Origin of the sequence: Phenylobacterium sp. (assembly GCF_046590535.1) — a bacterium.
GTDB lineage: Bacteria > Pseudomonadota > Alphaproteobacteria > Caulobacterales > Caulobacteraceae > Phenylobacterium.
Map to the genome: position 1 here is coordinate 1 of NZ_JBKJTG010000243.1, position 22,747 is coordinate 22,747.

Sequence of the window (22,747 nt, forward strand, 5' to 3'; positions counted from 1 at the left end):
GTCGCCTGCGCGCTGTCGATGGTGTCGGCGCCAGCCCCGCCGACCAGGGTGTCAACACCCGTGCCGCCGTTGATGGAGTCGTTGCCGTCGCCGCCATCGACGTTGTCGGCGCCCGAGCCGGCCGTGACCGTATCGTTGCCGATGCCGCCGGTGACGGTGCTGTTGCCAGCCGTGGTGGTCACCTGGTCATTGCCGTCGCCGACGTTGATGGTGTCGTTACCACCGCCACCGCCGGTGACGGTGTCGTTGCCGAGACCACCAACGATGGAGTCGACTTCACCGCCGCCGACGATGCTGTCATCGCCGTCGCCGCCGTTGAGGTTGTCGAACGTACCGGCCACCGAAGCGCCACCACCGTTGATGCTGTCGTTGCCGAGGCCGCCGTCAACCACGTCCGCGAGGGTGCCGCCGGCGACGCTGTCGTTGCCTGCGCCCGCGGTGACCGTGTTGTTGCCGGCGCCCGTGGTCAGTTGGTCGTCGCCGTCTTCACCGAGGATGGTGTCGTTGCCGCCACCCGCCACGATGGTGTCGTTGCCGAGGTTGCCGTTCAGGAAGTTGGCGCCGCCACCGGTTTCGCTGATCGAGTCGTCGCCCTGACCGCCATAGAGCGAGTCCGCGCCCGAACTGACGGACTGGATCGAGTCGTTGCCCTGGTTGCCCTGGAAGTTATTGGTGCCCGTCCCACCGGTCATGCTGGCTTGGTCGTTGCCGTCGCCCAGGGTGACGGTGTTGTTGCCCGCCGCGTTGGAGAAGGTGTCGTTGCCGATGTCGCCGGTGAACGTGACGTTGCCGGTCGAGGTGGTGAAGTGGTCGTTGCCGCCCTCACCGAAGACGGTGTCGTTGCCGCCGCCGCCCTGCAGGCTGTCGTCGCCGAGGTTGCCGTTGATGTTGTCGGCCGCCGAACCGCCAACGATGGAGTCGTTGTCGCCGCCGCCCAGGAGGGTGTTGGAGCTGGTCTGGCCCGTGGCGGTGATCGAGTCGGCGCCGAGGTTGCCCTGGGCGAAGTTGGTGCCCGTGCCGGTGTCGATGGTGTCGGCGCCTTGGCCGCCGTACATCGTATCATTGCCGGTGCTGCCGGAAATGCTGTCGTCGCCCTGGTTGCCTTGGATCAGGTCGTTGCCGCCCAAGCCGCCGAGGCTGTCGGCGCCTTCGTTGCCGTACATGCCGTCGTTGTTCGCCGTGACGACGGGCGTGTCAGCACCGACCACACCAACCGAGAGGAACGAGGCGTCGGGGAACACCGTGCCCAGCTCGCCCAGGATGCCGGTGCCGTTAGCCGAGGTGCCGAACGTCACCGCACGACCGGTCACGCCGGAGGTGATCAGCACCGACGCGAGAGTTGTCTGCGTCGCGGCCTGGAAGCGCACCGAGGTGACGCTGGCCGACTCACCGGCCGTTTGGAAAACCAGCGTGTCGAGACCCGCATCATACGCGAGCGCCTGCGCCGCGGTGATGGTTTCAAAGAAGAAGGTAGCCATTAGTTTCTCTCTCCAGTGTGTGTCACACGGACCCTCGGCACGTCTAACCCCCATCCCCGATGAGGCCGTCCCGACGGTCCATTGTCCCCAAGCACCACAGCATTGCCGTGGCGAAGGATAAACGAGCCCGAGGAATGCCTATCGGAAGCCCACCTATTAGGCAACAGCAAAAAGGGTCGGTTCGCCGGGGTCAGAAGGCCCGGATGCTGCGCCGCAACTATTGCTCGCGGAAGGCGTCGTGCAGCGTGTCTGTGATCGGTGAGATCAGGAAGCCCATGACGGTCCGGTCGCCGGTGACGATCAGCGCCTGAGCGGGCATGCCAGGCGTCAGGATGGTGCCTGGCTTGAGCAGCTTGAGATCCTTTGGATCGATACGCAGGTCCACCCTGTAGGTGGCGACGCCGGTCCGCTCGTTGGTGATCCGGTCGGCCGAGACCACCGCCACCTTGGCCGGCAGGTCGTCGTTGAAGCGCGCGTTCAGGCCGCTGAGCTTGATGCGCGCATCCATGCCCACATGGACCTCGTCCACGTCCTCCGGCTTGACCATGGCGGTGACCAGCAGAGGGGTGCCGGCGGGCACCACGTCCATGAGCACCTCGCCCGGCGCGGTGACGCCGCCGATGGTGAACTGGGTGAGGTTGAACACGTACCCGTCGACCGGCGAGCGCACCACGGCGTTCTTCAGCGTCTCGCGCGCGGTGGTGAACCGGGGCGTCACATCGGAAAGCTTCGACTGGACGTCGCTCAGGCCTTCGGCGGCCTGGCTGCCCCGCTGGTCGCGCAGGGAGCCGAGCTGGAGGCGGGTCTCGCCGATCTGCTGGCGCAGGCGCGCGATCTCAGAGACCAGCGCCCCTTTGCGTCCACCGAGTTCGGCCAGGTTGCGCTGGTAGCGCAGGATCAGGGTCTTGGGCGCGTAACCCTGGGCTTCCAGTTTGCGGTAGCCGGAGAGTTCTTCCTCGACCAGCCGGAGCTGTTCGTTGATCGACTCCACCTGGAACTGCAGGCCCTGAACCTGGGTCTGCTGCTGCTCACTGCGCTGGGCCAGCACCGCGGCCTGGCTCTGGTAGAGTTGCAGGCGCGAGGAGAACAGGAACTGCTGGTCGCGGATCAGGCCGGAGACCCGTGGGTCGGCCATGCGCGCGGTGAGTTCGGCCGGCAGCGTCAGGACGCTGCGTCCCGAGGATTCCGCGGAGAACAGCGCCGACTGCGCCAGCAGGGTGTCGTACTGGTTCTGGTAGACGTCGAACATGGCGCGCGCCTCGACGTCGTTGAAAGTCAGCAGGGGCTGGCCCGGGCGGACCCGCTGGCCCTCCTTCACCAGGATCTGCCGCACCGTACCGCCCTCGCGGTGGCGTATCGTCTTGCGGTTGGACTCGACCCGGACCTCCGCGGCCGCGGTGATCCCGGTGCTGAGCGAGACGACCGAGGCCCACAGGCCGAGGCCAAGGACGAAAGCGCCGATCACACCGGCGCCGATGATCATCGGGCGGCGCAGGCGGCGCTGCAGCGCCGGATCGACGGGACCTTTGTCGTCGCCGAAGGTGGGGGCGACATAGCCCGAACGGAGGGGTTCCAACTCGAGCTTCATCCGTTGGCCTCCACGGCCCGGACTTCGGCGGGCTTCATCAACCGGGCCATCACCTGCTCGCGGGGGCCGAACAGTTCCACGCGGCCCTCGCGCAGGACCAGCATCTTGTCGGCCGAGCGGAAGATTCCTGGCTTGTGGGAGATGATCACGACGGTGGAGCCGGCCGTCTTCATGGCCTCGATCGCGTTGATGAGAGCGTCTTCACCCTCCGCATCCAGGCTGGCGTTCGGTTCGTCGAGGACGACGAAGGCCGGGTTGCCAAGCATGGCGCGCGCCAGGCCCACCCGCTGGCGCTGGCCCGCCGACAGGGTCGTCCCACCTTCGCCCACCTCGGTGTCGTAGCCCTTGGCCATGTGCAGCACGAGATCGTGGACCCCGGCCATCTGGGCCGCGCGAACCACCTCTTCGTCGCTCACGTCGTCGCGGAAGCGGGCGATGTTGTCGCGCACGGTTCCAGAGAACAGCTCTGTATCCTGCGGCAGGTAGCCCACGTAGCGGCCGAAGTCGGCGCGGTCCCAGGAAAACACGTCGGCGCCATCCAGGCGAACCGCGCCGTTGAGCGGCTTCCAGATGCCCACCAGCAGGCGCGCCAGGGTCGACTTCCCCGCCCCGGACGGACCGATGACGCCCAGCACGCCGCCGGGCTCCACCATGAAATTGATGTTGGTCAGCAGCAGCTTGCTGGCCCCGGGGGGCGCGAAGTTCACCGCCTCCACGCTGAGTTTGCCCAACGGCCGGGGCAGCGCCGTTGCGCTGGGGGGCGGTTCGGCGCGCATGAGCAGTTGCGTCAGGCGCTCGTGCGCCCGGACCATATTGTTGAGCGGCTCCCAGGTGCCGACAATCTTCTCGATCGGCGCCAGCGCCCGGCTGGCCAGGATCATATTGGCGAACAGCATGCCCACATGGATCTTGCCCGTGATGATCAGAAAAGCCCCGATCGCGATGATCAGCACCTGGATGCCCTGCCGGACCACCTTGATGGTGTCGGTGTAGGCGTTGGAAGACTCCGCGGCCGCCGCGCCCCGCTCGATCGTGGTGCGGCGATGCCCGGCCCAGGCGGCGCCCAGGGTCGGCAACATCCCCATGGCGCGAACCACCTCGCCGTTACGCAGGGCCGCGTCAGTGAAGCTGTAGCTCTTCAGCGCCGCGTCGTTGGCTTCGCGCTGGGCCGGCCGGATGGCGCGTTCCTGCGCCAGGGCCAGGATGATCAGCACCACGGCGCCGCCGGTGGTGACCCAACCCACGAGCGGGTCGATGATGAACAGGACCACCAGGAACACCGGCATCCACGGGATGTCGAAGAAGGCCGCCGCGCCGACGCCGGTGAGCGTCTGGCGGAACTGGTCCAGGTCGCGCAGGGCCTGGGCGCGCGCGCTGGGATCACCGCGCACCGCGGCGTCAAACACGCTGGAGAACACCCGGCCCGAGACCCGCTGGTCCAACAGGACGCCATAGTTGATCAGGATGCGCGCCCGGATGTCGTCGATGACGCCGGAAATGGTGAACACGAACAGGGTGATGAGCGTCAGCATCCATAGCGTCGCCGCGTTCTGGCTGACCAGCACCCGGCCGTAGACCTGGAAGGTGTAGAGCGGCAGCGCCAGGTAGAGGACGTTGGACACCAGGCTGAAGCCGAACGCCACCAGCGCCGGCTTACGGCCCTCGTTCAGCGCGCGGGTCAGCACGTTGTCAGGCTGGTTGGCGAGGAACGTCAGAATTTTCATGGTGCGCCGTGGTGGTCCCGTCAGTCCGTGCGGCCCAATAGACCAAGCCCTGGCCTAAAAAGGGTGAACGCCGGTCGAATGGATGCTCGACCGACCCGTGCCCGAAACGCGCGGAGCCGGCGGAGAGATGCTCAGCGGCCCTCTGGATGTCAATGCCGCGCCGCGAAAGGCGTCGCGCGGCGTCTGGCCATGCTAAACCCTGCAAGGGCGCATCGTCGCGCCATCACGGAAGGCTAGATGAACAGGGTCGCCGTTCTTGGGAGCTGCATAACCCGCGATCTGTGGCCGATCCGTGGCGAAGAGGTCGACGGGCTGCTTTATCTGTCGCGGACCAGCCTTCCCAGCCTGTTCTCCGACCCGGTGTCCGGCGTGCGCTCCGGAGGGAACCCGCCGGGGGAGCTTCGCCGCCACCAGCATCGCGCGCTGCTGGCGGACCTGAATAAGACGGCGCTGGCCCGCCTGGTGGCGTTCCGACCGACGCACCTGATCTTCGACTTCATCGACGAGCGCTTTGACCTTCTCAGCGTGGGGCCCTCGCTGGTCACGCAGAGCTGGGAGCTGGAGGCCAGCGGTTACCTGCGGCAACGGGTTTTCAAGGGCGCGCGCCGCATTCCGCGGTTGAGCCCGGCCTGCGACCGGCTCTGGCTGCAGGCGGCCGGCGAGTTCGCCGCCCTGGTGCGGGCCACGCCGCTGCGCGACGCCCGGCTGATCCTGCACGTGGCGCGCTGGGCCGACCGGCGGGTTGGCCGACAGGGCCGGCCGGCGCCCCTGACCGACGTGGAGATCCTGCCCGGACGGCCCGCCGACGTCGGCCAGCAGAACGACCTGCTGGCGCGCTACGAAGCCGCCTTCACCGAGCTGATGCCCCCGATGGAGCGCGTGGACGCCCCCGGGCAACGGCTGGCCGACGACGCCCACCAATGGGGTCTCAGCCCGTTCCACTATGTGCCGCAGTACTACGCCGAGATCTGGCGCCAGCTCGAGGCGCTTGGCGTCAGCGCCCGCCCTGGCGCGCCCAGTGCTCCAGCGGCGTGAGGCCCAGGCGGACGACCTCCGGGCGGGCGGCGAGATAGGCCGCGGTCGGGAAGCCCGGCCGCGCCTCGGCCACGCTCCAGGCGCCGCCTTGCAGGTAGTCGATCAGCGGGTTCGCGCCCGGCGCCAGGGCCGCGCCGCGCGCCGCCGCGTAGTGGCTCACGTCGAACCACGGACCCGGGCTGCGGCCCTCCCGAGCGCCTTCCGCCACAAAGTGGGTCAGCGGCTCCTGGTCGCTCTCGGCCACGTCAGGGTTCTGCTCCAGGTACCAGCGGCCATCGACGAGCGGGTGCGGCGACAGGCCCTCGCGCCAGCCGGTGGCCAGGTAGTGCAGCAGAGCCGGACCCGCCTGGGCGGCCTGCGGCGCCTGGACGGCGTACCAGGCCGGATCGAACAGCGGGTGCGGGCTAAGGCCTTCCAGCCAGCCGGCCCGCAGATAGTGCGACAGCGGGTCCTCGCCAGCCAGCAGCACCGGCGACTGGGCGACGTAGTGGGCGATGTCGAACAGCGGATGCGGATCGCGCCCCCGGGCGGCGCCGGCGCGAACGTAATGCTCCAGCGGTGAGACCCCGGACGCGGCGATCTCGGCCGCGTTGTGGACGGAATAGAACAGGGCGTTGAACAGCGGGTGGGGATGGCGCCCCTCGAACCCGCCGCGGCCCAGGTAGTGGGCCAGCGGCGCAAGCCTGGCCTGGGCCACGTCCGGATAGGTTTCAAGATACCAAGCCTGGTCCATAAGCGCCGGCGTGGTCACCGTCGGGTTGGCGCGCCGCCGTGCATAGGCCGCCATGTGGCGCAGGTCGTGCAGCGGGCGGCCCGCGCCGCGCCAGACCCGGGCGCGGGCCAGGACCAGCGCCTGGCCGAACGCGCCCAGCCTGAGGAACAGCTTCTCCAGCGCCTTGCTGATGCGGCCGTGCCGGCGCATCGGACGCACCGCCGTGGCGGAGGCGGCGAGGTAGGCCGCCATCGCCTGGGCGCGCAGGCCCTGGGCGGCCTCCGCGCGGGCGACCAGCGACTCGGTCAGGGCGACGGTCAGTTCGGTGCGGGTGAGCGCCTCGCGCGCCAGCGCCTGGTTGGCGAAGCTCCGCGCCGCATCGCGGTCCAGCTTCAGCCCCCCCGCGCGCAGCGCCACGGCGCGGGCCTTTTCCACGAAGGCCGTGGGAATCTCGAAGCCGGCGCTGGGCTGGGTTTCGTCCAAGATGTCGGCCGCGGCGTCCGCAGCCCCTCCCCGTTCGGTCAGGTCCGTTGTCTCAGACGCCGGCGCCACGGTGTCAAGGCGGGCTCCCTCCACCGTCATAGGCCTTCCGCTTCGAGCCACTGCTGGTAGCTGCCGACGCCCGACGCGAACGGTTTGGGGAAGGCGGCCTGCAGGTCCGTGCGGTGGCGGTAGAGCAGCCGCTGGGACCGGGCGATCGGGACCCCGTCCTCGAAGCTGTCATAGGCCCAGTAGCGCCCCGGAATGGCCGGGTCGGTGACCGCGGCGACCTGATCCTTATACCAGCGCCAGATTTCGTAGACCGGGAAGTTCTCCCCCGCATAGCGGCGGGTCATCACGTCGCCCAGCGGGCCCAGCTTGGTGAAGTGCCAGAAGCGCAGCACGGCGCCGTTGACGGTGATCCGGCCGTCCTTCTCCACGGCGACGGTGCGCTTGCTGAGGTTCCAGCTGGCGACGTTGTAGCCAGGATCGCGCAGCACCTTGACCTTGTCGAACAGGGCCGGGACGTGGTCGCACCAGCGCTGGTCCACGAACAGGCCGTTGGGGATATCGTCGTAGCAGTAGGATAATAGCCGGTCGTTCCACCACTTGGCGAAGCGCGCGCCCTCGCCGGTGGTGCGGACCGCCACGAATCCCAGGTTGAAGATGCCCGTGCGCGAGGCGGAGATGTCGTTGTCGGCGATGGCGGTGGGGTCGTCGTTGGGATCGATCAGGTGCGGCGTCAGGAGGATGTCGTGGTCCTCAAGCCAGCGCTCCAGCGGCTCGAGGCTGGCGAACAGCGCGGTGTCGGGATCCAGGTAGATGACCGAGTCCGCCCCCCAGCCGCAGGCCTGGTGGATGAAGGGCCCCTTCACCGCCGTGCAGACCTCCACCACGTCGTGCTTGAAGATCCAGCTGTCGAAGTCCGGGATGTTCAGGTCGCTGGCCCACACCACCCGGTCGAAGGGCTCGGCGGCCGGATCGAAGTCGAAACCCTCCGGCGGACGGTCGGTGATCAGGGCGACCAGCTCCCAGTCCGGATGAAAGCGCCGGACCGTCTGGAAGAGCACCCGCGCCCGGTTCAGATAGGAGAACGTGAAGCTGGAGTAGCAGATGACTTTCATGCCGCCGCCTCCGGGTCCGCCACGTCGACACTCAGGCCGCTGAAGGCCAGGTCGTAGAGCATCACGCTGCGCGCCGCGCGGCCCAGGGCGAGGATGTCGCCGCTGTCCAACAGCGCGTCCAGCGCCGCCTCGTCGGGCGCCACCCGTCCGAGGCCCGAGCGGGTGACGAAGGCCGCCACATTGCCGCTATCGGGACCGGTCAGCACCGCCGCGCCGGCCGCGGCCGCCTCATAGGCGGTGAACGAGAAGGTCTCGCGACAAAGGGGCCAGATCAGCACGGCGTCCACCTTGGCGGCCTCGATCGCCGCCTGCATGGCGCGCGGCTCGTCCTCGGTCACCACCACCCGGTGGAAGGCGATGTCCAAGCCGGGCGCCGGCTGTCCGCCGAAGTGCATGAACTCGTAGCGCGGGTCGTCGGCGTAGCGCAGCGCCAGGCGATGGAAGATTTCCCAGCCCTTATGGGCCACGGGCATCCCCGGATAGCCCAGCCGGAAGGTCCGCTTGGCGGAGGACTTTCGCGACCGGCCCCGCGCAACCAGGGTGGCGTGCGGCAGCACCACCTCGCCCTTGGCCGGGTAGTTCCAGCGCGCGCGCCAAAGGTCCAGCGTCGGCTCGGAGGGGCTGACCACGGTCAGGTCCAGGCGCTCGAACAGCCTCTGGTGCTGATCGAGGTGGCGGGCGCGGTAGGCGCCGTAGATGCAGATGCGGCAAGCGGCGCTGTCCGGCGGCGGGGCGGCGCAATCCTCCACGTCGTTGCGCAGCAGGTGGAACCCGGCGCAAAGGCTGGCGAAGTCGTGCAGCCAGAAGAAGCCCGCCTGCAGACCCGCCGCGGCCAAGATCTCGGCGGTCTCGTCCGCCGTGTGGCCCAGGAGGCTGTGGATGGCGAACGTCCGTCGGCCGCGGGGGGCGTCCGCCATCGCCTTGGCCAGGCCCCCGGCGACCACGGAAGGGGCGAAGGCGCCGATCCGCACCCCGTTCAGCAGGGCCCCGAGCTGGCCGGGTTCAGCGTCGTCGCGGACCACCGGCCAGGGCGCGGCCGGAAACAGGTGCAGGTGGTCGCGACCCTGCGCCGCGACGCGGGCGCTCTCCCGCTGGAGGCAAAGCTGCACCCCGCCGGTGTGGGCCGTGAAGTCGTCGTGGCTGAAGGTGATGTGCAGGTCGGCGAGGCCGAACGCGGCGGCCCCCAAGGCCTTGCGCAGCGCAGCCTGGGTCTTGAGCTTCACCCCGGCCCCCACCGCGGCGGCGGCGGCGGCCCGCACCTGCACCGGGGTCAACGCCTTGATGATCTCGTAGCGGAAACCCAGGTCAGTACGCCCGGCGCGACCTTCGGCGCGGCCCGTGCGGAGGAAGTGCACGAAGGGGTTCATGCCGGACAGGGCCACGTCCGGATAGGTCTCCAGGTAGTCCCTCACCGAAAAGGCCGGAGCCGGGTTTCGGCCCTCGCGCCAGCCGGTGACCACGAAGTGGTGCAGCGGGTCCATCCCGGCGGTGGCGATGTCCGGATGGGCGGCCAGATAGTAGGCCGCGTCGAATTCCCCGGCGACCAGCGCCCGGTCGGCGTCAGACAGGCTGGCCTCGACTTCGGGCTCGGCTCCGGCTTCGGCTGCGGCGGCTTCGGCGACGAACGGGGCCGGCTCCGGCGGCGCCACCGGCGGCGGGCCGTTGAGCAGCATCTCCAGACTCCACGGCGTCGGCGCGGCCGTGAGATAGCGGACCGCGTGCCGGGAGGGGGCGATTTCGCGGCCTTCGCGGCGGCCACGGGTCAGGTAGTGGTAGAACGGCTCGAGGCCAGCGCGGGCGACGTCGGCGTTGGCCGCCAGGTACCCCTCGCTGGAAAACCAGGGCGCAGGATCGAGCCCCTCGCGCCAGCCGCTCGACACATAGTGCCTGAGCATGTCGCGGCCGGCGGGGGCGAGCTCGGGATACACCCGATGCATAAAGGCCGCGTCGAGCGCCGTCGCAACGACCCGGTAGATATCGTCTTCTTTGTGATGATCTCGCACGGGACGCGCCGGATTTGCGGGAGGCCGCAATGATGATGCTGTTCGCCACGCCGAGGGAGCGTGACCGGGTGAACGGCGACGCAAGCGCCTACGACGCCGCGCTCACATCCCCCGCGTCCGCCCTTCCCACGGGCTCGCGCTCGTGGCAAGCGTCTGCCCACTGAACCATGGGAGCCCTACTGGTGAAAAACGCCGCCGCCTTGACCCTGACCGCCCTCGCTCTTGCCTTGAGCGCCTGCGATCGTCCGAAACAAAGCGAGCAGGCTGCCGCGCCGCCTGCGGGCGCGGGTCCGGTCGCCGCACCGGCATCCGGCGCGCCGATGTCCACGGGCCTGGTCAAAGGCGAGTCCTTCCCGGGCTTCTACCTCGACTCCGTCAATGAGGCCGTCGATCCGATGAACAAGCCGGCGTCGATCGTGGGCGGCAAGCCCCTGACGATGTCGGGCTTCGGCTTCGATTCGGTCACCAACCAGCCGGCCCGTGGCGTCGACATCGTGCTCGACGGTACGGCCTACGGGACCACCTACGGCCACCTTCGCCAGGACGTCGCCGACTACAAGAAGTCCGCCGCCCTCGGCAACACGGGCTACACGGTGACCATCCCGGCCAGCGCCGCCACGGCCGGTGAGCACACCGTGGTCGTGCGGGTGATCTCCTCGGATGGGAAGTCCTACGCGGAATCCCCGGCGATCAAGTTCACGGTCCAGTAGCCCCGGCGCGACCGGCCCCGCGATGACCCGGAAACCGTCCAAGGCCCCTGCCGGGCCGCGCGTTGCCTATCTGGTGCTGGGCATGCACCGCTCCGGCACCTCAGCGGTGACGCAACTTCTGGCGCTCGCCGGCGCGGAGTTGCCTGCGCATGTGATGCCCGGCGACGCGCACAATGCGAAGGGCTACTTCGAGCCCTGGAAGATCGCCTTGCTCAACGACGAGCGGCTGCGCGCCGCGGGCTCGGCCTGGGACGACGTGTTCGCCTTCCCGTTCCGCCCGCTGGGCAAGCGGGAAGAACGCCTGTGGCTGAATCGGGCCGAAAGCCTGTTCCTCGAGGAATACGGCGAGGCCCGCCATCCGCTGCTCAAGGATCCGCGCGTCACCGTGTTGCTGCCGGTCTGGCGCACCGTCCTGGCCGACCTGGAGGTGGCCGCCCGCTGCGTGATCCCGGTGCGCGGTCCCCTGGCGGTGGCAGGCTCCCTGGCCCGCCGCGACGGCTTTGAGACCGAGAAGTCGGTGCTGCTGTGGACCGCGTACATGCTGGCGGCGGAGGCCTACTCCCGCGACCTGCCCCGCGCCTTCGTAGGCTATGACGCCTTGCTTGCCGACTGGCGGGCGCAGGTGGCGCGGATCGAGGCCGCCCACGGGGCGCAGTTGCCGAAGCTGACTGCCGCCGCGGGGCGGGAGATCGACGGGTTCCTGTCGCCGGAGCTGCGCCACAACGACGACAGCGGCGACTTGACCGGTCTGGGTTGGGTGGGCGAGATCGCCCAGCAGGTGCTGGCCTGGTTCGAGGCCGCCGCGGCGGGCGATGAGCCGGATCGCGCGCCCCTGGACCGCGCGGCGACGACCCTGACGCGCCGGCGCGACGAGGTGGGCGTCCTACTGTCGCCCGTGACCCGCGACCTCGACGTGGCCCGCTTCGACCTGCGCGAGACCCGGGCGCGACTTGAGGCCGAGCAGGCGCAGGCCCGGGCGGAGCGCCAGGAACTGGAGTCCACCCTGCAGCGTGACCGCGAGGTTCTGGAGACCGGCTGGCGCGCCGACCTGGAGCGGCTCGAGGCGGAAAAACAGGCCGAGGCCCGGAGGCTGGAGGCCGGTCTGCAGGCCCTCGAAGCGGAAAAACAGGCCGAGGCCCAGCGGCTGGAGGCCGGCCTGCAGGCCGTGCGCCTGGCGATGGAGGCGGTGTCCGGCCAGAAGGACGAGATCGCCGCCCAGCGCGAGCAACTGGTCGCCCAGCGTGCGGAACTTCTGGCCAGCCTGGAGCGGGACCGCAAGGTGCTGGAGGCCGGCTGGCGCGCGGATGTCGAGGAACTGGAGGCCCGCGCGGAGCAAGAGCGCAAGGCCAGCGAAGCCCAACGCGAGGCGCTCGAGAAAGAGGCGCGGCGCGATCGGCTGGTCCTGGAGCAGGGCTGGCGCGCCGACGTGGATCGTCTCGAGGCGGCAAAGGCTGCCGAGACCGAAAGCCTGACGGCCGAGCTGCGCGACGGGGTGGCGCAGCGCCAGCAGGAGCGGGAAGCCCTGGTCGCCGAGCGCCAGCAGGAGCGGGAGGCCCTGGTCGCAGAGCGCCAGCAAGAGCGGCGGGTCCTGGAGAGCGGCTGGCGGGCCGACGTGGCGCAGCTGGACGCCGCGGTAGGTCAGCGCGACCAAGCCATCCACCGCCTGGAGGCGCATGTGGCGGCGTTCCGGCAAACCGTAGCGGAGGCGGAGGCGCAGCTGGACGCCGTCCTCGCCGACGCCGACTAGCCGACCCTTGGAGACCTCTCGATGACCGCCCCTGCGCTCGACGCCCTGCTCACCGCCTTCCCGAAGGATCGCACCCCGCTGCCGCCGCGGTTCAGCGAAATCTACGCCCAGCACTACAGCGAGAACCGTGCTGGCGAATCCACCGCGGCCTCGGCAGCGCAGAAGCTGGAGCAGTGGATGCACCGCCAGGTCGCCGCCGACGTGCGCGACGGCCAGGCGAAGGCCACCCTGGAACTGGGCGCCGGCAATCTCAACCAGCTGCCTTTCGAGCCCGACACCCATCCCTATGACATCGTCGAGCCGTTCGTGGAGCTGTTCGAAGGCTCGCCCCGCCGCGCGCGGGTCCGGGACATCTACGCCGACATCGCCGACATCCCGCACGACCGGCGCTATGCGCGGATCACCAGCGTGGCCGCGCTTGAGCACATCTGTGACTTGCCCATGGTTCTGGCGAGGTCGGCCCGCCTGCTGGCGCCCCAGGGCTCGTTCCGCGCGGCGATCCCCTCGGAGGGCGGGTTCCTCTGGAAGCTCGGCTGGTCGATGACCACGGGCCTGGAGTTCCGGCTTCGCCACGGCCTCGACTATGGGATCCTGATGGCCCACGAGCACGTCAATGACGCGCGCCAGATCGAGGCGCTGGTGTCCGGCCTGTTCGAGCAGGTGAGCGTCCGCAGCTTCGGGGTCGGCCGGCAGCTCTCGCTTTACCGGTTCATCGAAGCCAGCGGCCCCCGGCTGGACGTGGCGGCCGACTGGGAAGCGCGCTTCAGCCGCGCGGCGGCGGCCTGAGCTTCAACCGCGGATCCACCGCCAGGTAGATGAGCCCGGCCACGGCGGCGACGTCGAGGAAGTAGAGATAACGGTAGTCGCAGGCCAGCGAGATGAAGAAGAAGCTCGCCGTGAAGCCAAGCGCGGCCACCATCAGACCCAGCATGGCGATGTCCGTCCGGTCGCGGCGCACCGCGAGCACTCCAGCCACCGCCAGGGCGATCACCGCATAGGCCAGGTGGGACACAACAGGCGTGCCCAGGAACCAAGTGTTGTAATTGTAGAGCTGGACGTCCGCGGCGTCCCTGCCGCCAGGCAGCCCGAGTGCGGCGATGCGGTCAGCCGGACCCTCGATCCCGATCCAGACCGGCAGGCACTTCTCCACCGCCGGCGTCAGGAACACCCAGCGGAACACCTCCAGGCGTTGGCGCAGGTAAACGTCCGGGCGCTCGGTGATCAGCTCGACCCAGGCGTCGGTCAACGCCTGGTCCGGCAGGCCCGCCAGGGCCGCTGCCACCCCGGACTCGGCCTTGAGGGTGTCCACCCGCTCCGCCGAATAGGTGTTGCGAGCGTCGGCGCGCAGCAGGGCGGAGGCGGTGGGATTGGCGCCTTCCAGGGCGTCCAGCCGCAGGGTCGGCTCCAGGGCGACAGCCCCCACCAGGTCGTAGTTGCGCAGGATCTGCAGGCCCCGGCCCATGCCGTCGGTGGCGGCCGGATTGTCTACCCGAGTGGGGACGGCGTACATGCCCAGCACCTGGACGACCACCACCACCGCGGCGAACCCGCCGGCGCCCCAGGCGAGGCCCCTCAGCCAGCGGCCCTGGGCGGCGATCCAACCCGCGGCGACCGCGGCCACCGCGGCGACGATGATCCCGTTCTGGCGGGTCAGGGCCGCGGCGGCCAGCAGCAGCACGGTGGCGGCCAGCCAACCCCATCGCGGCCAGGGCCGGTCCCACGTGCGGGCGGCGTGGGCCAGTGAGACAAGGGCGGCCACCCCAAGGTTGGCGAAGAACACGTCCTTCCAGACGATCGCCTGATAGATCAGGAAATTCGGGGTCAGCCCCGCCGCGGCGGCGAGCGCCACCGCCCACCACGACACACGGCCCCGCAGGCTGGCGAATGAGGCGATGCTGGCGAACAGCAGCAGGCCGCTGGCGATCACATAGAGGCTAGTGCCGGGCACCACCGCGTCAAACACCCCCAGCACCCAGGAATAGAAGGCCGGCGCCCAGGTAACCCGCACGTGGAAGCGGCCCTCGAACAGCCCCACGATGGAATCGTAGGACATGTGCCCGGGCAGGTTGGCCGCCAGCATCAGCAGGAAGCCGGCGCTCAGCACCAAGCGCCACGCCGTCGCGGCGGGCCAGCCCAGCCGCGGGATGGTCATGCGGGCCGGCCCTGCAAGGTCAGGGCGAAGCCCGCCAGCATCAGGACGTACCCGGCGGCGAAGTGCCAGGTCAGCTGTTCCTTGAACACCAGCCAGGCGATCAGCGGCACCAGGCCCGAGCCGATCACCGAGAAGGCGTAGGCGGTCGACAGCGGCACCCGGGTCAGGATGTAGAACCAGAAGAGCGCGGTCACGCCGTACCAGGCGAACGCGCCCATCAACGGCCAGTTGGTCAGGAGCTTCATCACCACCGAGCCGGTGAGCCGCTCGTGATAGATCGCCGCGTACTTGAACATCGCCTGGCCGATGGGCAGCGCGAGGGAGAAGCCCGCGCACAGGAGCGCGTCACGAATGTTCAACTCTGCCCTCGTCGCGTCCGAAACCGGGATGAACCCTGGGCCGCCGCGGTCTGACCCCCGACCGCGCCGCCGCCTCGGGTAACACGGAAGCCCGCGCCCTGGCAAAGCGGCGTTTCGGCCCCGCCCCGCCACTAGCGCCGCCCCCCGCCGGCGCCCTATGAGGGCGGCGGGCCGCACGCGCCCGGCCACGAGCGAGACGAATGACGACGCCGAACCCCGCCGCAGCCAAGGGCCGTTCCTGATGGCCGGCGTGTTGATCACGGGCGGCGCCGGCTACATCGGCAGTTGCTTCGCCTGGGCCTGCCGCGACGCCGACGTGCCCTTCGCGATCCTCGACGACCTGACCACCGGCCACCGCCATGCCCCGCCCGACGCGCCGTTCGTTCAGGCCAAGGTGTCGGACCGCAACGCCGTGGAGGGCCTGGTCCGTGACCACGGCCTGGACGCCATCGTCCACTTCGCGGCTTCGATCAGCGTCGAGGAATCGGTGCGCGATCCAGACAAATATTTCCGCAACAACGTCGAGGAGAGCGCCGCCCTGCTGGACACGGCCCAGGCCCTAGGCGTGAACCGCTTCGTGTTCTCCTCCACCGCGGCGGTCTACGGCGACACCGGCGACGACCCGGTGCCGGAGACCCATCCCCTGGCGCCCATCAGCCCCTATGGCGAAAGCAAGGCCCGCGTCGAGGCGATGCTGCGGGACCGCTCGCAGGCCGGCGGCCCGCGCTACGCCGCGCTGCGCTACTTCAATGTGGCAGGGGCCGATCCGAAGCTCAGGACCGGCCTTCGCGCCGAGAACGCCACGCACCTTTTCAAGGTGTGCTGCGAAGCGGCGCTGGGCCAGCGCGACCAGGTCGCGGTCTATGGGGACGACTATGCCACCCGCGACGGGACCTGCATCCGCGACTATATCCACGTGGCCGACCTGGTGGACGCGCACCTGCAGGCGCTGGGCTATCTGGCCGGCGGCGGGCAGTCCTTGATCCTGAACTGCGGCTATGGGCGCGGGTATACAGTGCGCGAGGTGCTGGACGCGTTCGAACGGGTGTTGGGCCGGCCGCTGCCTGCGGTTCAGGCGCCCCGGCGGGCTGGCGATGCGGCCCAGGTGGTGGCCGACAGCACGCGCCTGCGGACGGCGTTGGGCTGGAAGCCCCGGCACGACGACGTCGACGCGATCGTGCGCTCGGCGCTGGATTGGGAGAAGCGCGCCAGATGACTGCCAATCGTTCGATCTGGTTCGTGATCGCCGCCATGGACGAAGGTTCGGTGATCGGCGACGTGATCCGTCCCCTGGTCCCGCACGGCCAGGTGCTGCTGGTGGACGACGGCTCCAAGGACGACACCGGCGAGGTGGCGCATGCGGCTGGGGCCCACGTCCTGGCTCACCTGCTCAACCGCGGCCAGGGCGCCGCCCTGCAGACCGGCATCACCTACGCCTTGCGCAACGGGGCCACCCACGTTGTGACCTTCGACGCCGACGGTCAGCATCGGCTGGAGGATGCGCTGGCGATGATCAAGCGCCTGGACGCCGAGAACCTGGACGTGGTGCTGGGCTCGCGGTTCCTGGGCTCCACGGTGAACATGTCTTGGCGCAAGGGGCTGGTGCTGAAGGCCGCGGTGGCCTTCACCCGCCTGACCACGGGCCTGCGCCTCACCGACACCCACAATGGCCTGCGCGTGTTCAGCCGCGCCGGCGCCCAGGCCATCACCATCCGCCAGGACCGGATGGCCCACGCGTCGGAAATTCTCAACCAGATCGCCAAGCAGAAGCTGCGCTTCGCCGAGTCTCCGGTGACCATCATCTACACCGAATATTCCATCGCCAAGGGCCAGCGGCTGTCCAACTCGGTGCGTATCCTGGAAGACCTGTTCATGGAGCGGCTGACGCGATGATCTTCTCGGTCCTGGCCTCCGGCGTTCTCGCCGCCGCCCTGCTGGCCGCCCTGGTGCGGCGCTTCGACTTCCCGCTGCTGCGGGCGGTGATGTTCTTCGGATCCATCGCCGGCCTGTGGTTCGTCTGGCATCCGGCGCACCTGACCTGGATCGCGCACCTGATCGGCGTCGGCCGCGGTGCGGACCTGGTGACCTATTCCTCCGCCCTGCTGTTCTTCCTCACCGTGCTGGCGATCGCCGTGCGCCGCCGGGCCAGCGAGCAGCAGATCACCACCCTGGTCCGTGAGGTGGCGATCCTGCACGCCCGCAGGCCGGCGGCGCCCGCGGCGCCTTCAAAGCGCCGCTGAGCGGGCGCAGGTCCCTGAGTTCCCGGACTTTTCCGGCGCGGCCGATCCTTGCGTCGCGATATGCCACCTGATACCTCCGCGCCTTCGCCGGGAGACCCCATGGAAACCGCCACCCATATGCTGAGGACCGGACGGCGCGGCACGCTGTTCGAGTACCAGATGGCGCTGCGGGACCTGGGCGCCTCCACCCAGCGCCTCAGCCTGGCCTGGTCGCTGGCTTGGCACGACATCGTCTCGCGTTACCGCGGCTCGATCCTGGGCCCCTTCTGGATCACCCTTTCCATGGGCTTGATGGTCCTGGGGATCGGCTTCCTCTACGCCGCCCTGTTCCAGATCCCGCTGCGCGAGTTCCTGCCTTACGTGGCCATCGGTATCGTCTTCTTCGGGATCATGACCGGCATCGTCACCGAGGGGTGCGAGACCTTCGTGCAGGCGGCCGGGATGCTGTCGCAGACCAGCCTGCCGATGTTCACTTTCGTGTGGCGCACGGTGCTGCGAAACCTGATCAACCTGGCGCACCACCTGATCATCGTCGTGGCCGTGCTGCTCTACTTCGCCTACTGGAAGGTCAGCAATGTGCCCCTGGCGGTGCTGGGCCTGGCCCTGATGGTGGTGAACGTCTCCTGGCTCAGCATGCTGGTGGGCATCGCCTCAGCCCGCTTCCGCGACATCCCGCAGGTGGTGGGCTCGGTGATGCAGTTCGCCATGTTCATGACGCCGGTGTTCTGGAAGGCCGACCGCTTCGGCCCGAACCATGCGGTGCTCGACCTGAACCCGTTCTACCACCTGCTGGAAGCGGTGCGCGCGCCGCTGCTGGGCGGCGTGGTCCAGCCGCGCAGCTACATCTTCCTGGTCGGCATGGCGGTGGTCGGCTGGCTGGTCACCTTCACCCTGTTCGCGCGGACGCGGCGCCGGATCGTGCACTACCTATGACGCCTGCCAAGGTCTCCATCAGCTGCACGGGCCTGACCCTGCGGTTCCCGGTCTATGGCGTCGACGCCAAGTCCCTGAAGAAACATCTCGCCCGGGTCACCGTGGGCGGCCGGCTGGGCCTGTCCAACGCCGGGTCCACCGAGGTCACCGCGATCCAGAACCTTAACCTGGAGCTCAAGGCCGGTGACCGCCTGGGCCTGATCGGCCACAACGGATCGGGCAAGACCACCCTCCTGCGCGCGCTCTCCGGCGCCTATGAGCCGGACGAGGGCACCATCGACGTGCACGGCCGGATCGCCGCCCTCCTGGACCTGCAGCTCGGCATCGACGCCTCGGCCACCGGCTACGACAACATCCGCCTTCGCGGCCGCATCGCCGGGCTCACGTCGAAGGAGATCGACGAGAAAATGGACGAGATCGCCGACTTCACCGGGCTGGGTCCGTTCCTGGCCATGCCGGTGAAGACCTATTCGGCCGGCATGCAGGCCAGGCTGGCGTTCGCCGCCGCCACCGCGGTGGAGGCCGATGTCCTTCTGATGGACGAGTGGATCTCGGTGGGCGACGCCGACTTCCGCCAGTTGGCCCACAAACGCCTCCTGAAGCTGGTGGAACGCGCTGGAATCCTGGTGCTGGCCTCCCACGACCACGACCTGCTGCGGCTCTACTGCAACAAGGTGATGCGGCTGGACGGCGGCATCGCCTCCCCGGTCACCGATATCCGGAAGCTGGACGAACTGCTCGCCGCAGCCTGAGGCTCTCGCGGCACAAGCGGGCGCGCGGGGCGTTACGGATGCGCCCAACTTCAGGAGGCTGCACCCATGAGCATTTTCAGCTCGATCATGTCGAAGATTTTCCGCCATCCCAAGGCGCAGGCGCCCGCGCCGGCTCAGACCGCCCCCGCCCAGGCCGCGCCGCAGACCAACACAACGGTTGAGGCCCCGGTCGACGTGGAGGCCGTCCTGACCATCATGGCGCAGGACAATCCCCAGACGCTGGATTGGCGTCATTCCATCGTCGATCTGATGAAGCTGCTGTCGATCGATTCCAGCTTGGCGGCGCGCAAGGAACTGGCCGGCGAGCTGGGCTACACCGGCGACACCAGCGATTCCGCGGCCATGAATATCTGGCTGCACAAGCAGGTGATGGCCAAGCTGGCGGAAAACGGTGGCGTGGTGCCGGATTCGCTGCGCTGAAACGCCAGGGGCGCGGCGCCGAAAGGCGCCGCGCCCCTGGCGTCTATGGAGCGGGGGTGTTGAGTAAGCCGCCGGTGTTCGCGTTGGCGGACGCCGTCGTCGCCGGGCCGGCCTTCGGAGGCCCGCATTTCCCGGCGCGCGCCTGGACCACGTAGAACAGCGCCCGCCCACCGGCGAACGTGTTGTGCTCCAGGATCGGGTTGGTGGGCTGGCCCGTGAGCAGGCTGGGCGCCTCGGTCATCCCTTCAGCACCGCCGGCACCGCCCATCGACTGCTGGTTCCAGCGGGCGAGGGGGGCGTTGCAGGCCGCCACCACCGCGTCGGCGACCACGTCGGCCGTGTCGCTGGACGCGGCCAGCGTATAGCTCCATCGGTGCAGGCAGTCGTCCATGGCGGCGGACGCATCCCCCGCCGCGGCGCCAGGCGCCGCCGGCATGGCGGCGTTGTTGTTGGCGGTCTCCGTGAACGGTTTGCAGAGGCCGCCGCCCCCGCCGGCCGTGCGGCGGTTCTGGTTACCTTCGCAAGCCGACAGGCCGACGGCGGCCAGCGCCGCGATGGCGACGAGATTGGCGGGACGCACCGTCCTAGTTCCCGCAGACGCGGGTGGGGGCGGAAACCAGTTCGCCGTAACCGTTGTAGAACTGCTTGGTCTCATAGCGACACGCGGCGCCCTGGCGGCTGTCATAAGCTGCGTAGCGATCGGCGCGATCCCGGACGGTCCGCGACGGTGGTCGGGTATAGGACGAGCGTTGGTAGTTTCGGTTGCGCGCGGCGGCGCGGCTGTTGCCGCACCTGGAACGCGCGACCTGGTTGCCGACCACGGCGCCGACGCCGGCGCCCAGCACGGTACCCTCGGTCTTCACGCCGCGGGAGGCCACGGCATTGCCCAGAAGCCCGCCGAGGCCGGCGCCCACCAGGGTTCCGGTTGTCTTGCACGCCGCCTGGCTCGCCGTGGGGGCGGCGATTAGGGCGGCTAGGCCTGCGATCAGTACGATCGGGCGCATGTTTCTCTCCTCTGGAAGGAGCCCCCGTCACAGGACTCGACCCTCTGAAACGCCCGGCGTCGTGGATGGATGCGCCGTTTCGCCGGCTCAAGCCTTTTGCCGACGGCTCAGACGCGATAGTTGGGGCCGCCACGCCAGGGGGCCCCGTGAGCCTAGACAGCCTCGTCAAGACCGTCTTCCGGACCGCCCTCGGGGCAATTCCGCTGTGGCATGACGCCGGGGCGCTGGAGAGCCGCCGGCCCGCGGTGATCACCATCAACGGGGCCTTCGCCGACCGCAACCACATGACCCGGCTGCAACAGGTGTTGGGCCCTGAGGCCGACACCTTCCTGATGCACCTGCCTTCGGATGTGGCTCCGCCCCTTCGGAAAACCTCCATTGCCGCCTTCGCCGCGGCGCTCAGTGAGCTGATCGCCCGCGAGTTCGCTGGGCGCGGGGTGGTGCTGAACGGCATCTCCGTGGGCGCCCTGGTGGCGTTTGCCGTGCGCGCCCCGCCGGTCCGGGGGGTGGTGGCCGTGGATCCGCCCCTGGTGATGAGCAAGGTCTGGCCGTTGCACGGGCTGGTGAGACAGAAACTGCTGGACCAGCCCCAGGACAGCGGCATGCGCGCCTTCATTGAAGACGTGTTCGGGGTCACCGAGGGCGGCGTCAAGGAACGGCTCTATCTCCCGCTGCTGGAGGATCGCCAGACGCCGGTGGATGTGATCGTCGGCGACGAACCGCTGTTCCCCGCGCGCCAGATCGTCCGCTATCCAAGCCTGGTGGACGAAGCGGAACGCGAGACCTTGCGACGGATGCCCGGAGTGACGCTGCACGTGGCGCCTGCCAGCGGCCACAATATCCCCTTCCACGCGCCCTACCTGCTGCGCGACGTGCTGCTTGCAGCCTGCCGGGCTGCGGCGAATTTGAGCCCGGCGATGGGCGAGGCGCTCCTCATGCGCGCGCCGATCACGGCGGAACGGGTGCTGCACCTGGGGCCCTGCGGCGACGCCTTCACGGCGGGCTACCTGGCCCGCAATCCCAAGGCGCGGGTGGACAGCTACGAGACCGGCTCGATGGCCGGGTCGGAGCCTTTGGCTGACTGCGTGGTGGCCGCGGAGCTGAAGCTCCGGGACGTCCCCGCGGTCGCAGCCCTGGTCGCCGAGGGCGGCTGGCTCATCGCAGGTCTGCCGCAGCCAGGCGGGCGACACGGCGCCGATCTCCTGGCCGCCCTGCAGGCCCTGGGCCTGGAGGCCCTGGCCGCCCATCCGGCGGTGGCCGAGGCCGGCCATTTCGACGACGTCGCCGGCGACGCGCTCAGCCAGCTCCGCGCAGGCGAGGCCACGGCGCCGCTGACCCTGGCCCTGCGCCGGTCTGGCGTGTCGGCGGCGCAGCGCCTGGTGGTCAAACTGACGGTGTTCGCTCCCACACTGATGGACATCCGCACCCGCCTGCCGGCCCAGGCGACGCGCTCCGCGCCGGAGGTGCTGGCCATCTATTCTGACGCAAAGGCGGCGGCGCCGTTGCTGCCGGCCGACCTGCCCAAGGTGCTGATCCTGCAGCGCCCGGCCCTGGTTGAGGCGGAGCGCTGGCGCGACTGGCTGGCGGGATCGATCGCCGCCGGATGGGTGGTGGTGATGGAGTACGACGACCACCCGGCGCTGGTCTCCCAGGTCACCGGCCGCGATCCCAACTGGGCGCGGTTCCGCTATCCGCACGCCATCCAGACCTCCACCCGCCAGCTCGCCGAGGTGTTCGGCCAGTACAATCCCGAGGTGAAGGTATTCGGTAATGCGGTCTTCCAGATCGCGCCCAGACCCGAGCGGCCCGCCCCGCGCAAGGTGTTCTATGGCGCCGTCTGGCGCGGCGACTTCGCCGTCCAGGTGATCCGCACCCTGGAGCCGGTCGCACAGGAATTCCCGGAGGTGGAGTTCGTGGTGGTGGGCGATCGGGCGGTGTTCGACGCCCTGCCTGCGGCCCGCAAGAGCTTCCACCACTACCTGCCCTATGAGGGTTACCTTGAGCTGATGGCCGACGCGGCGGTGTCCCTCTCGCCCATCGAGGGCCGCGAGCACCAGGACAGCAAGAGCGACGCCAAGTTGCTGGACGCCGCTTCCCGCGGGGTGGTGACCATCGCCTCGCCTACGATCTACGCCGAGACCATCGACGACGGCCGCACCGGCCTGATCGCTGAGCGGGCGGAGGACTGGGCGCCCCTGCTGGCGCAGACGCTGCGCGACGAGCCCCGCCGGCTGGAGATGGCCCAGGCCGCCTGGGACTATGTGC

Annotated in this window: 21 protein-coding genes; 11 read left to right on the plus strand and 10 right to left on the minus strand. The window is 69.5% G+C overall.

Features of this window, described 5'->3' with window-relative positions:
* The 3 genes from ACLL81_RS15105 to ACLL81_RS15115 form a co-directional block, all read right to left on the minus strand.
* On the minus strand, nt 1-1,478 hold a 1,478-nt coding region (locus ACLL81_RS15105), incomplete at its 3' end, for a calcium-binding protein (protein WP_411289185.1).
* A gap of 217 nt (nt 1,479-1,695) precedes the next feature.
* On the minus strand, nt 1,696-3,066 hold the full coding sequence (locus ACLL81_RS15110; protein WP_411289186.1) for an HlyD family type I secretion periplasmic adaptor subunit: 1,371 nt from the start codon (nt 3,064-3,066) through the stop codon (nt 1,696-1,698).
* On the minus strand, nt 3,063-4,790 hold the full coding sequence (locus ACLL81_RS15115) for a type I secretion system permease/ATPase (protein WP_411289187.1): 1,728 nt from the start codon (nt 4,788-4,790) through the stop codon (nt 3,063-3,065). Before ACLL81_RS15115 ends, ACLL81_RS15110 begins: the two co-directional genes overlap by 4 nt.
* A gap of 237 nt (nt 4,791-5,027) precedes the next feature.
* On the opposite strand from ACLL81_RS15115, the gene ACLL81_RS15120 reads away from it, so the two are divergent.
* The gene (locus tag ACLL81_RS15120) at nt 5,028-5,825 is read left to right on the plus strand and encodes a DUF6270 domain-containing protein (protein WP_411289188.1); all 798 of its coding nucleotides are present in this window, start codon (nt 5,028-5,030) and stop codon (nt 5,823-5,825) included.
* On the opposite strand, the gene ACLL81_RS15125 is transcribed toward ACLL81_RS15120, so the two are convergent.
* The 3 genes from ACLL81_RS15125 to ACLL81_RS15135 all read right to left on the minus strand — a co-directional run bounded on the left by ACLL81_RS15125 (nt 5,785) and on the right by ACLL81_RS15135 (nt 10,144).
* Nucleotides 5,785-7,020, minus strand: a complete 1,236-nt coding sequence (locus tag ACLL81_RS15125) for a hypothetical protein (protein ID WP_411289189.1) — start codon at nt 7,018-7,020, stop codon at nt 5,785-5,787. The genes ACLL81_RS15120 and ACLL81_RS15125 overlap by 41 nt on opposite strands.
* A 95-nt stretch (nt 7,021-7,115) precedes the next feature.
* Nucleotides 7,116-8,141, minus strand: coding sequence for a hypothetical protein (locus ACLL81_RS15130; RefSeq protein WP_411289190.1), 1,026 nt, complete (start codon nt 8,139-8,141; stop codon nt 7,116-7,118).
* Nucleotides 8,138-10,144, minus strand: a complete 2,007-nt coding sequence (locus ACLL81_RS15135) for a hypothetical protein (RefSeq protein WP_411289191.1) — start codon at nt 10,142-10,144, stop codon at nt 8,138-8,140. The genes ACLL81_RS15130 and ACLL81_RS15135 overlap by 4 nt, the downstream gene beginning before the upstream one ends.
* Nucleotides 10,145-10,326: 182 nt before the next feature.
* Here ACLL81_RS15135 and ACLL81_RS15140 point away from each other — a divergent pair, with 182 nt between their 5' ends.
* From ACLL81_RS15140 to ACLL81_RS15150, 3 genes are read left to right on the plus strand one after another with little or no spacing between them, the layout of a single operon-like run.
* Entirely contained in the window at nt 10,327-10,854 is a 528-nt protein-coding gene (locus tag ACLL81_RS15140) for a hypothetical protein (RefSeq protein ID WP_411289192.1), read from the plus strand.
* A gap of 22 nt (nt 10,855-10,876) precedes the next feature.
* Nucleotides 10,877-12,601: a hypothetical protein gene (locus ACLL81_RS15145; protein ID WP_411289193.1), complete on the plus strand. Its 1,725-nt coding sequence runs from the start codon at nt 10,877-10,879 to the stop codon at nt 12,599-12,601.
* Nucleotides 12,602-12,622: 21 nt separating this feature from the next.
* Nucleotides 12,623-13,387: a hypothetical protein gene (locus ACLL81_RS15150; RefSeq protein WP_411289194.1), complete on the plus strand. Its 765-nt coding sequence runs from the start codon at nt 12,623-12,625 to the stop codon at nt 13,385-13,387.
* Here ACLL81_RS15150 and ACLL81_RS15155 read toward each other — a convergent pair.
* Together ACLL81_RS15155 and ACLL81_RS15160 are read right to left on the minus strand one after the other, a co-directional pair.
* The gene (locus tag ACLL81_RS15155) at nt 13,365-14,753 is read right to left on the minus strand and encodes a hypothetical protein (RefSeq protein ID WP_411289195.1); all 1,389 of its coding nucleotides are present in this window, start codon (nt 14,751-14,753) and stop codon (nt 13,365-13,367) included. The two genes, ACLL81_RS15150 and ACLL81_RS15155, sit on opposite strands and share 23 nt — an antisense overlap.
* On the minus strand, nt 14,750-15,112 hold the full coding sequence (locus ACLL81_RS15160; protein WP_411289196.1) for a hypothetical protein: 363 nt from the start codon (nt 15,110-15,112) through the stop codon (nt 14,750-14,752). The genes ACLL81_RS15155 and ACLL81_RS15160 overlap by 4 nt, the downstream gene beginning before the upstream one ends.
* A 241-nt stretch (nt 15,113-15,353) precedes the next feature.
* Here ACLL81_RS15160 and galE point away from each other — a divergent pair, with 241 nt between their 5' ends.
* The 6 genes from galE to ACLL81_RS15190 all read left to right on the plus strand — a co-directional run bounded on the left by galE (nt 15,354) and on the right by ACLL81_RS15190 (nt 19,478).
* Nucleotides 15,354-16,328 carry a UDP-glucose 4-epimerase GalE gene (gene galE, locus ACLL81_RS15165; RefSeq protein WP_411289197.1) on the plus strand — a complete coding sequence of 325 codons (975 nt, stop codon included), beginning with the start codon at nt 15,354-15,356 and terminating at the stop codon, nt 16,326-16,328.
* Nucleotides 16,325-17,005, plus strand: a complete 681-nt coding sequence (locus ACLL81_RS15170) for a glycosyltransferase family 2 protein (RefSeq protein WP_411289198.1) — start codon at nt 16,325-16,327, stop codon at nt 17,003-17,005. The genes galE and ACLL81_RS15170 overlap by 4 nt, the downstream gene beginning before the upstream one ends.
* Nucleotides 17,002-17,352, plus strand: a complete 351-nt coding sequence (locus ACLL81_RS15175) for a DUF2304 family protein (protein WP_411289199.1) — start codon at nt 17,002-17,004, stop codon at nt 17,350-17,352. Before ACLL81_RS15170 ends, ACLL81_RS15175 begins: the two co-directional genes overlap by 4 nt.
* A gap of 99 nt (nt 17,353-17,451) precedes the next feature.
* Nucleotides 17,452-18,285 carry an ABC transporter permease gene (locus ACLL81_RS15180; protein WP_411289200.1) on the plus strand — a complete coding sequence of 278 codons (834 nt, stop codon included), beginning with the start codon at nt 17,452-17,454 and terminating at the stop codon, nt 18,283-18,285.
* Entirely contained in the window at nt 18,282-19,037 is a 756-nt protein-coding gene (locus ACLL81_RS15185) for an ABC transporter ATP-binding protein (protein WP_411289201.1), read from the plus strand. The genes ACLL81_RS15180 and ACLL81_RS15185 overlap by 4 nt, the downstream gene beginning before the upstream one ends.
* Before the next feature lie 66 nt (nt 19,038-19,103).
* Complete coding sequence (locus ACLL81_RS15190; RefSeq protein WP_411289202.1) at nt 19,104-19,478, plus strand: DUF3597 domain-containing protein; 375 nt, start codon at nt 19,104-19,106, stop codon at nt 19,476-19,478.
* A 43-nt stretch (nt 19,479-19,521) separates the two neighbouring features.
* Here the strand turns inward: ACLL81_RS15190 and ACLL81_RS15195 are convergent, their stop codons facing one another.
* Nucleotides 19,522-20,058: a hypothetical protein gene (locus ACLL81_RS15195; RefSeq protein WP_411289203.1), complete on the minus strand. Its 537-nt coding sequence runs from the start codon at nt 20,056-20,058 to the stop codon at nt 19,522-19,524.
* Nucleotides 20,059-20,062: 4 nt separating this feature from the next.
* Nucleotides 20,063-20,482 (minus strand): glycine zipper 2TM domain-containing protein, encoded by a 420-nt coding sequence (locus tag ACLL81_RS15200; protein WP_411289204.1) that lies wholly within the window; start codon nt 20,480-20,482, stop codon nt 20,063-20,065.
* Between the two features lie 146 nt (nt 20,483-20,628).
* On the opposite strand from ACLL81_RS15200, the gene ACLL81_RS15205 reads away from it, so the two are divergent.
* Nucleotides 20,629-22,747: hypothetical protein (locus ACLL81_RS15205; protein ID WP_411289205.1), on the plus strand; the 2,119-nt coding region annotated here is incomplete at its 3' end.

Coding starts and splice junctions, on each gene's coding strand:
- ACLL81_RS15145 (WP_411289193.1), top strand. CDS start 10,877: ATGACCCGGAAACCGTCCAAGGCCCCTGCCGGGCCGCGCGTTGCCTAT.
- galE (WP_411289197.1), top strand. CDS start 15,354: ATGGCCGGCGTGTTGATCACGGGCGGCGCCGGCTACATCGGCAGTTGC.
- ACLL81_RS15110 (WP_411289186.1), bottom strand. CDS start 3,066: ATGAAGCTCGAGTTGGAACCCCTCCGTTCGGGCTATGTCGCCCCCACC.
- ACLL81_RS15115 (WP_411289187.1), bottom strand. CDS start 4,790: ATGAAAATTCTGACGTTCCTCGCCAACCAGCCTGACAACGTGCTGACC.
- ACLL81_RS15175 (WP_411289199.1), top strand. CDS start 17,002: ATGATCTTCTCGGTCCTGGCCTCCGGCGTTCTCGCCGCCGCCCTGCTG.
- ACLL81_RS15200 (WP_411289204.1), bottom strand. CDS start 20,482: ATGCGCCCGATCGTACTGATCGCAGGCCTAGCCGCCCTAATCGCCGCC.
- ACLL81_RS15190 (WP_411289202.1), top strand. CDS start 19,104: ATGAGCATTTTCAGCTCGATCATGTCGAAGATTTTCCGCCATCCCAAG.
- ACLL81_RS15150 (WP_411289194.1), top strand. CDS start 12,623: ATGACCGCCCCTGCGCTCGACGCCCTGCTCACCGCCTTCCCGAAGGAT.
- ACLL81_RS15155 (WP_411289195.1), bottom strand. CDS start 14,753: ATGACCATCCCGCGGCTGGGCTGGCCCGCCGCGACGGCGTGGCGCTTG.
- ACLL81_RS15130 (WP_411289190.1), bottom strand. CDS start 8,141: ATGAAAGTCATCTGCTACTCCAGCTTCACGTTCTCCTATCTGAACCGG.
- ACLL81_RS15180 (WP_411289200.1), top strand. CDS start 17,452: ATGGAAACCGCCACCCATATGCTGAGGACCGGACGGCGCGGCACGCTG.
- ACLL81_RS15120 (WP_411289188.1), top strand. CDS start 5,028: ATGAACAGGGTCGCCGTTCTTGGGAGCTGCATAACCCGCGATCTGTGG.
- ACLL81_RS15170 (WP_411289198.1), top strand. CDS start 16,325: ATGACTGCCAATCGTTCGATCTGGTTCGTGATCGCCGCCATGGACGAA.
- ACLL81_RS15185 (WP_411289201.1), top strand. CDS start 18,282: ATGACGCCTGCCAAGGTCTCCATCAGCTGCACGGGCCTGACCCTGCGG.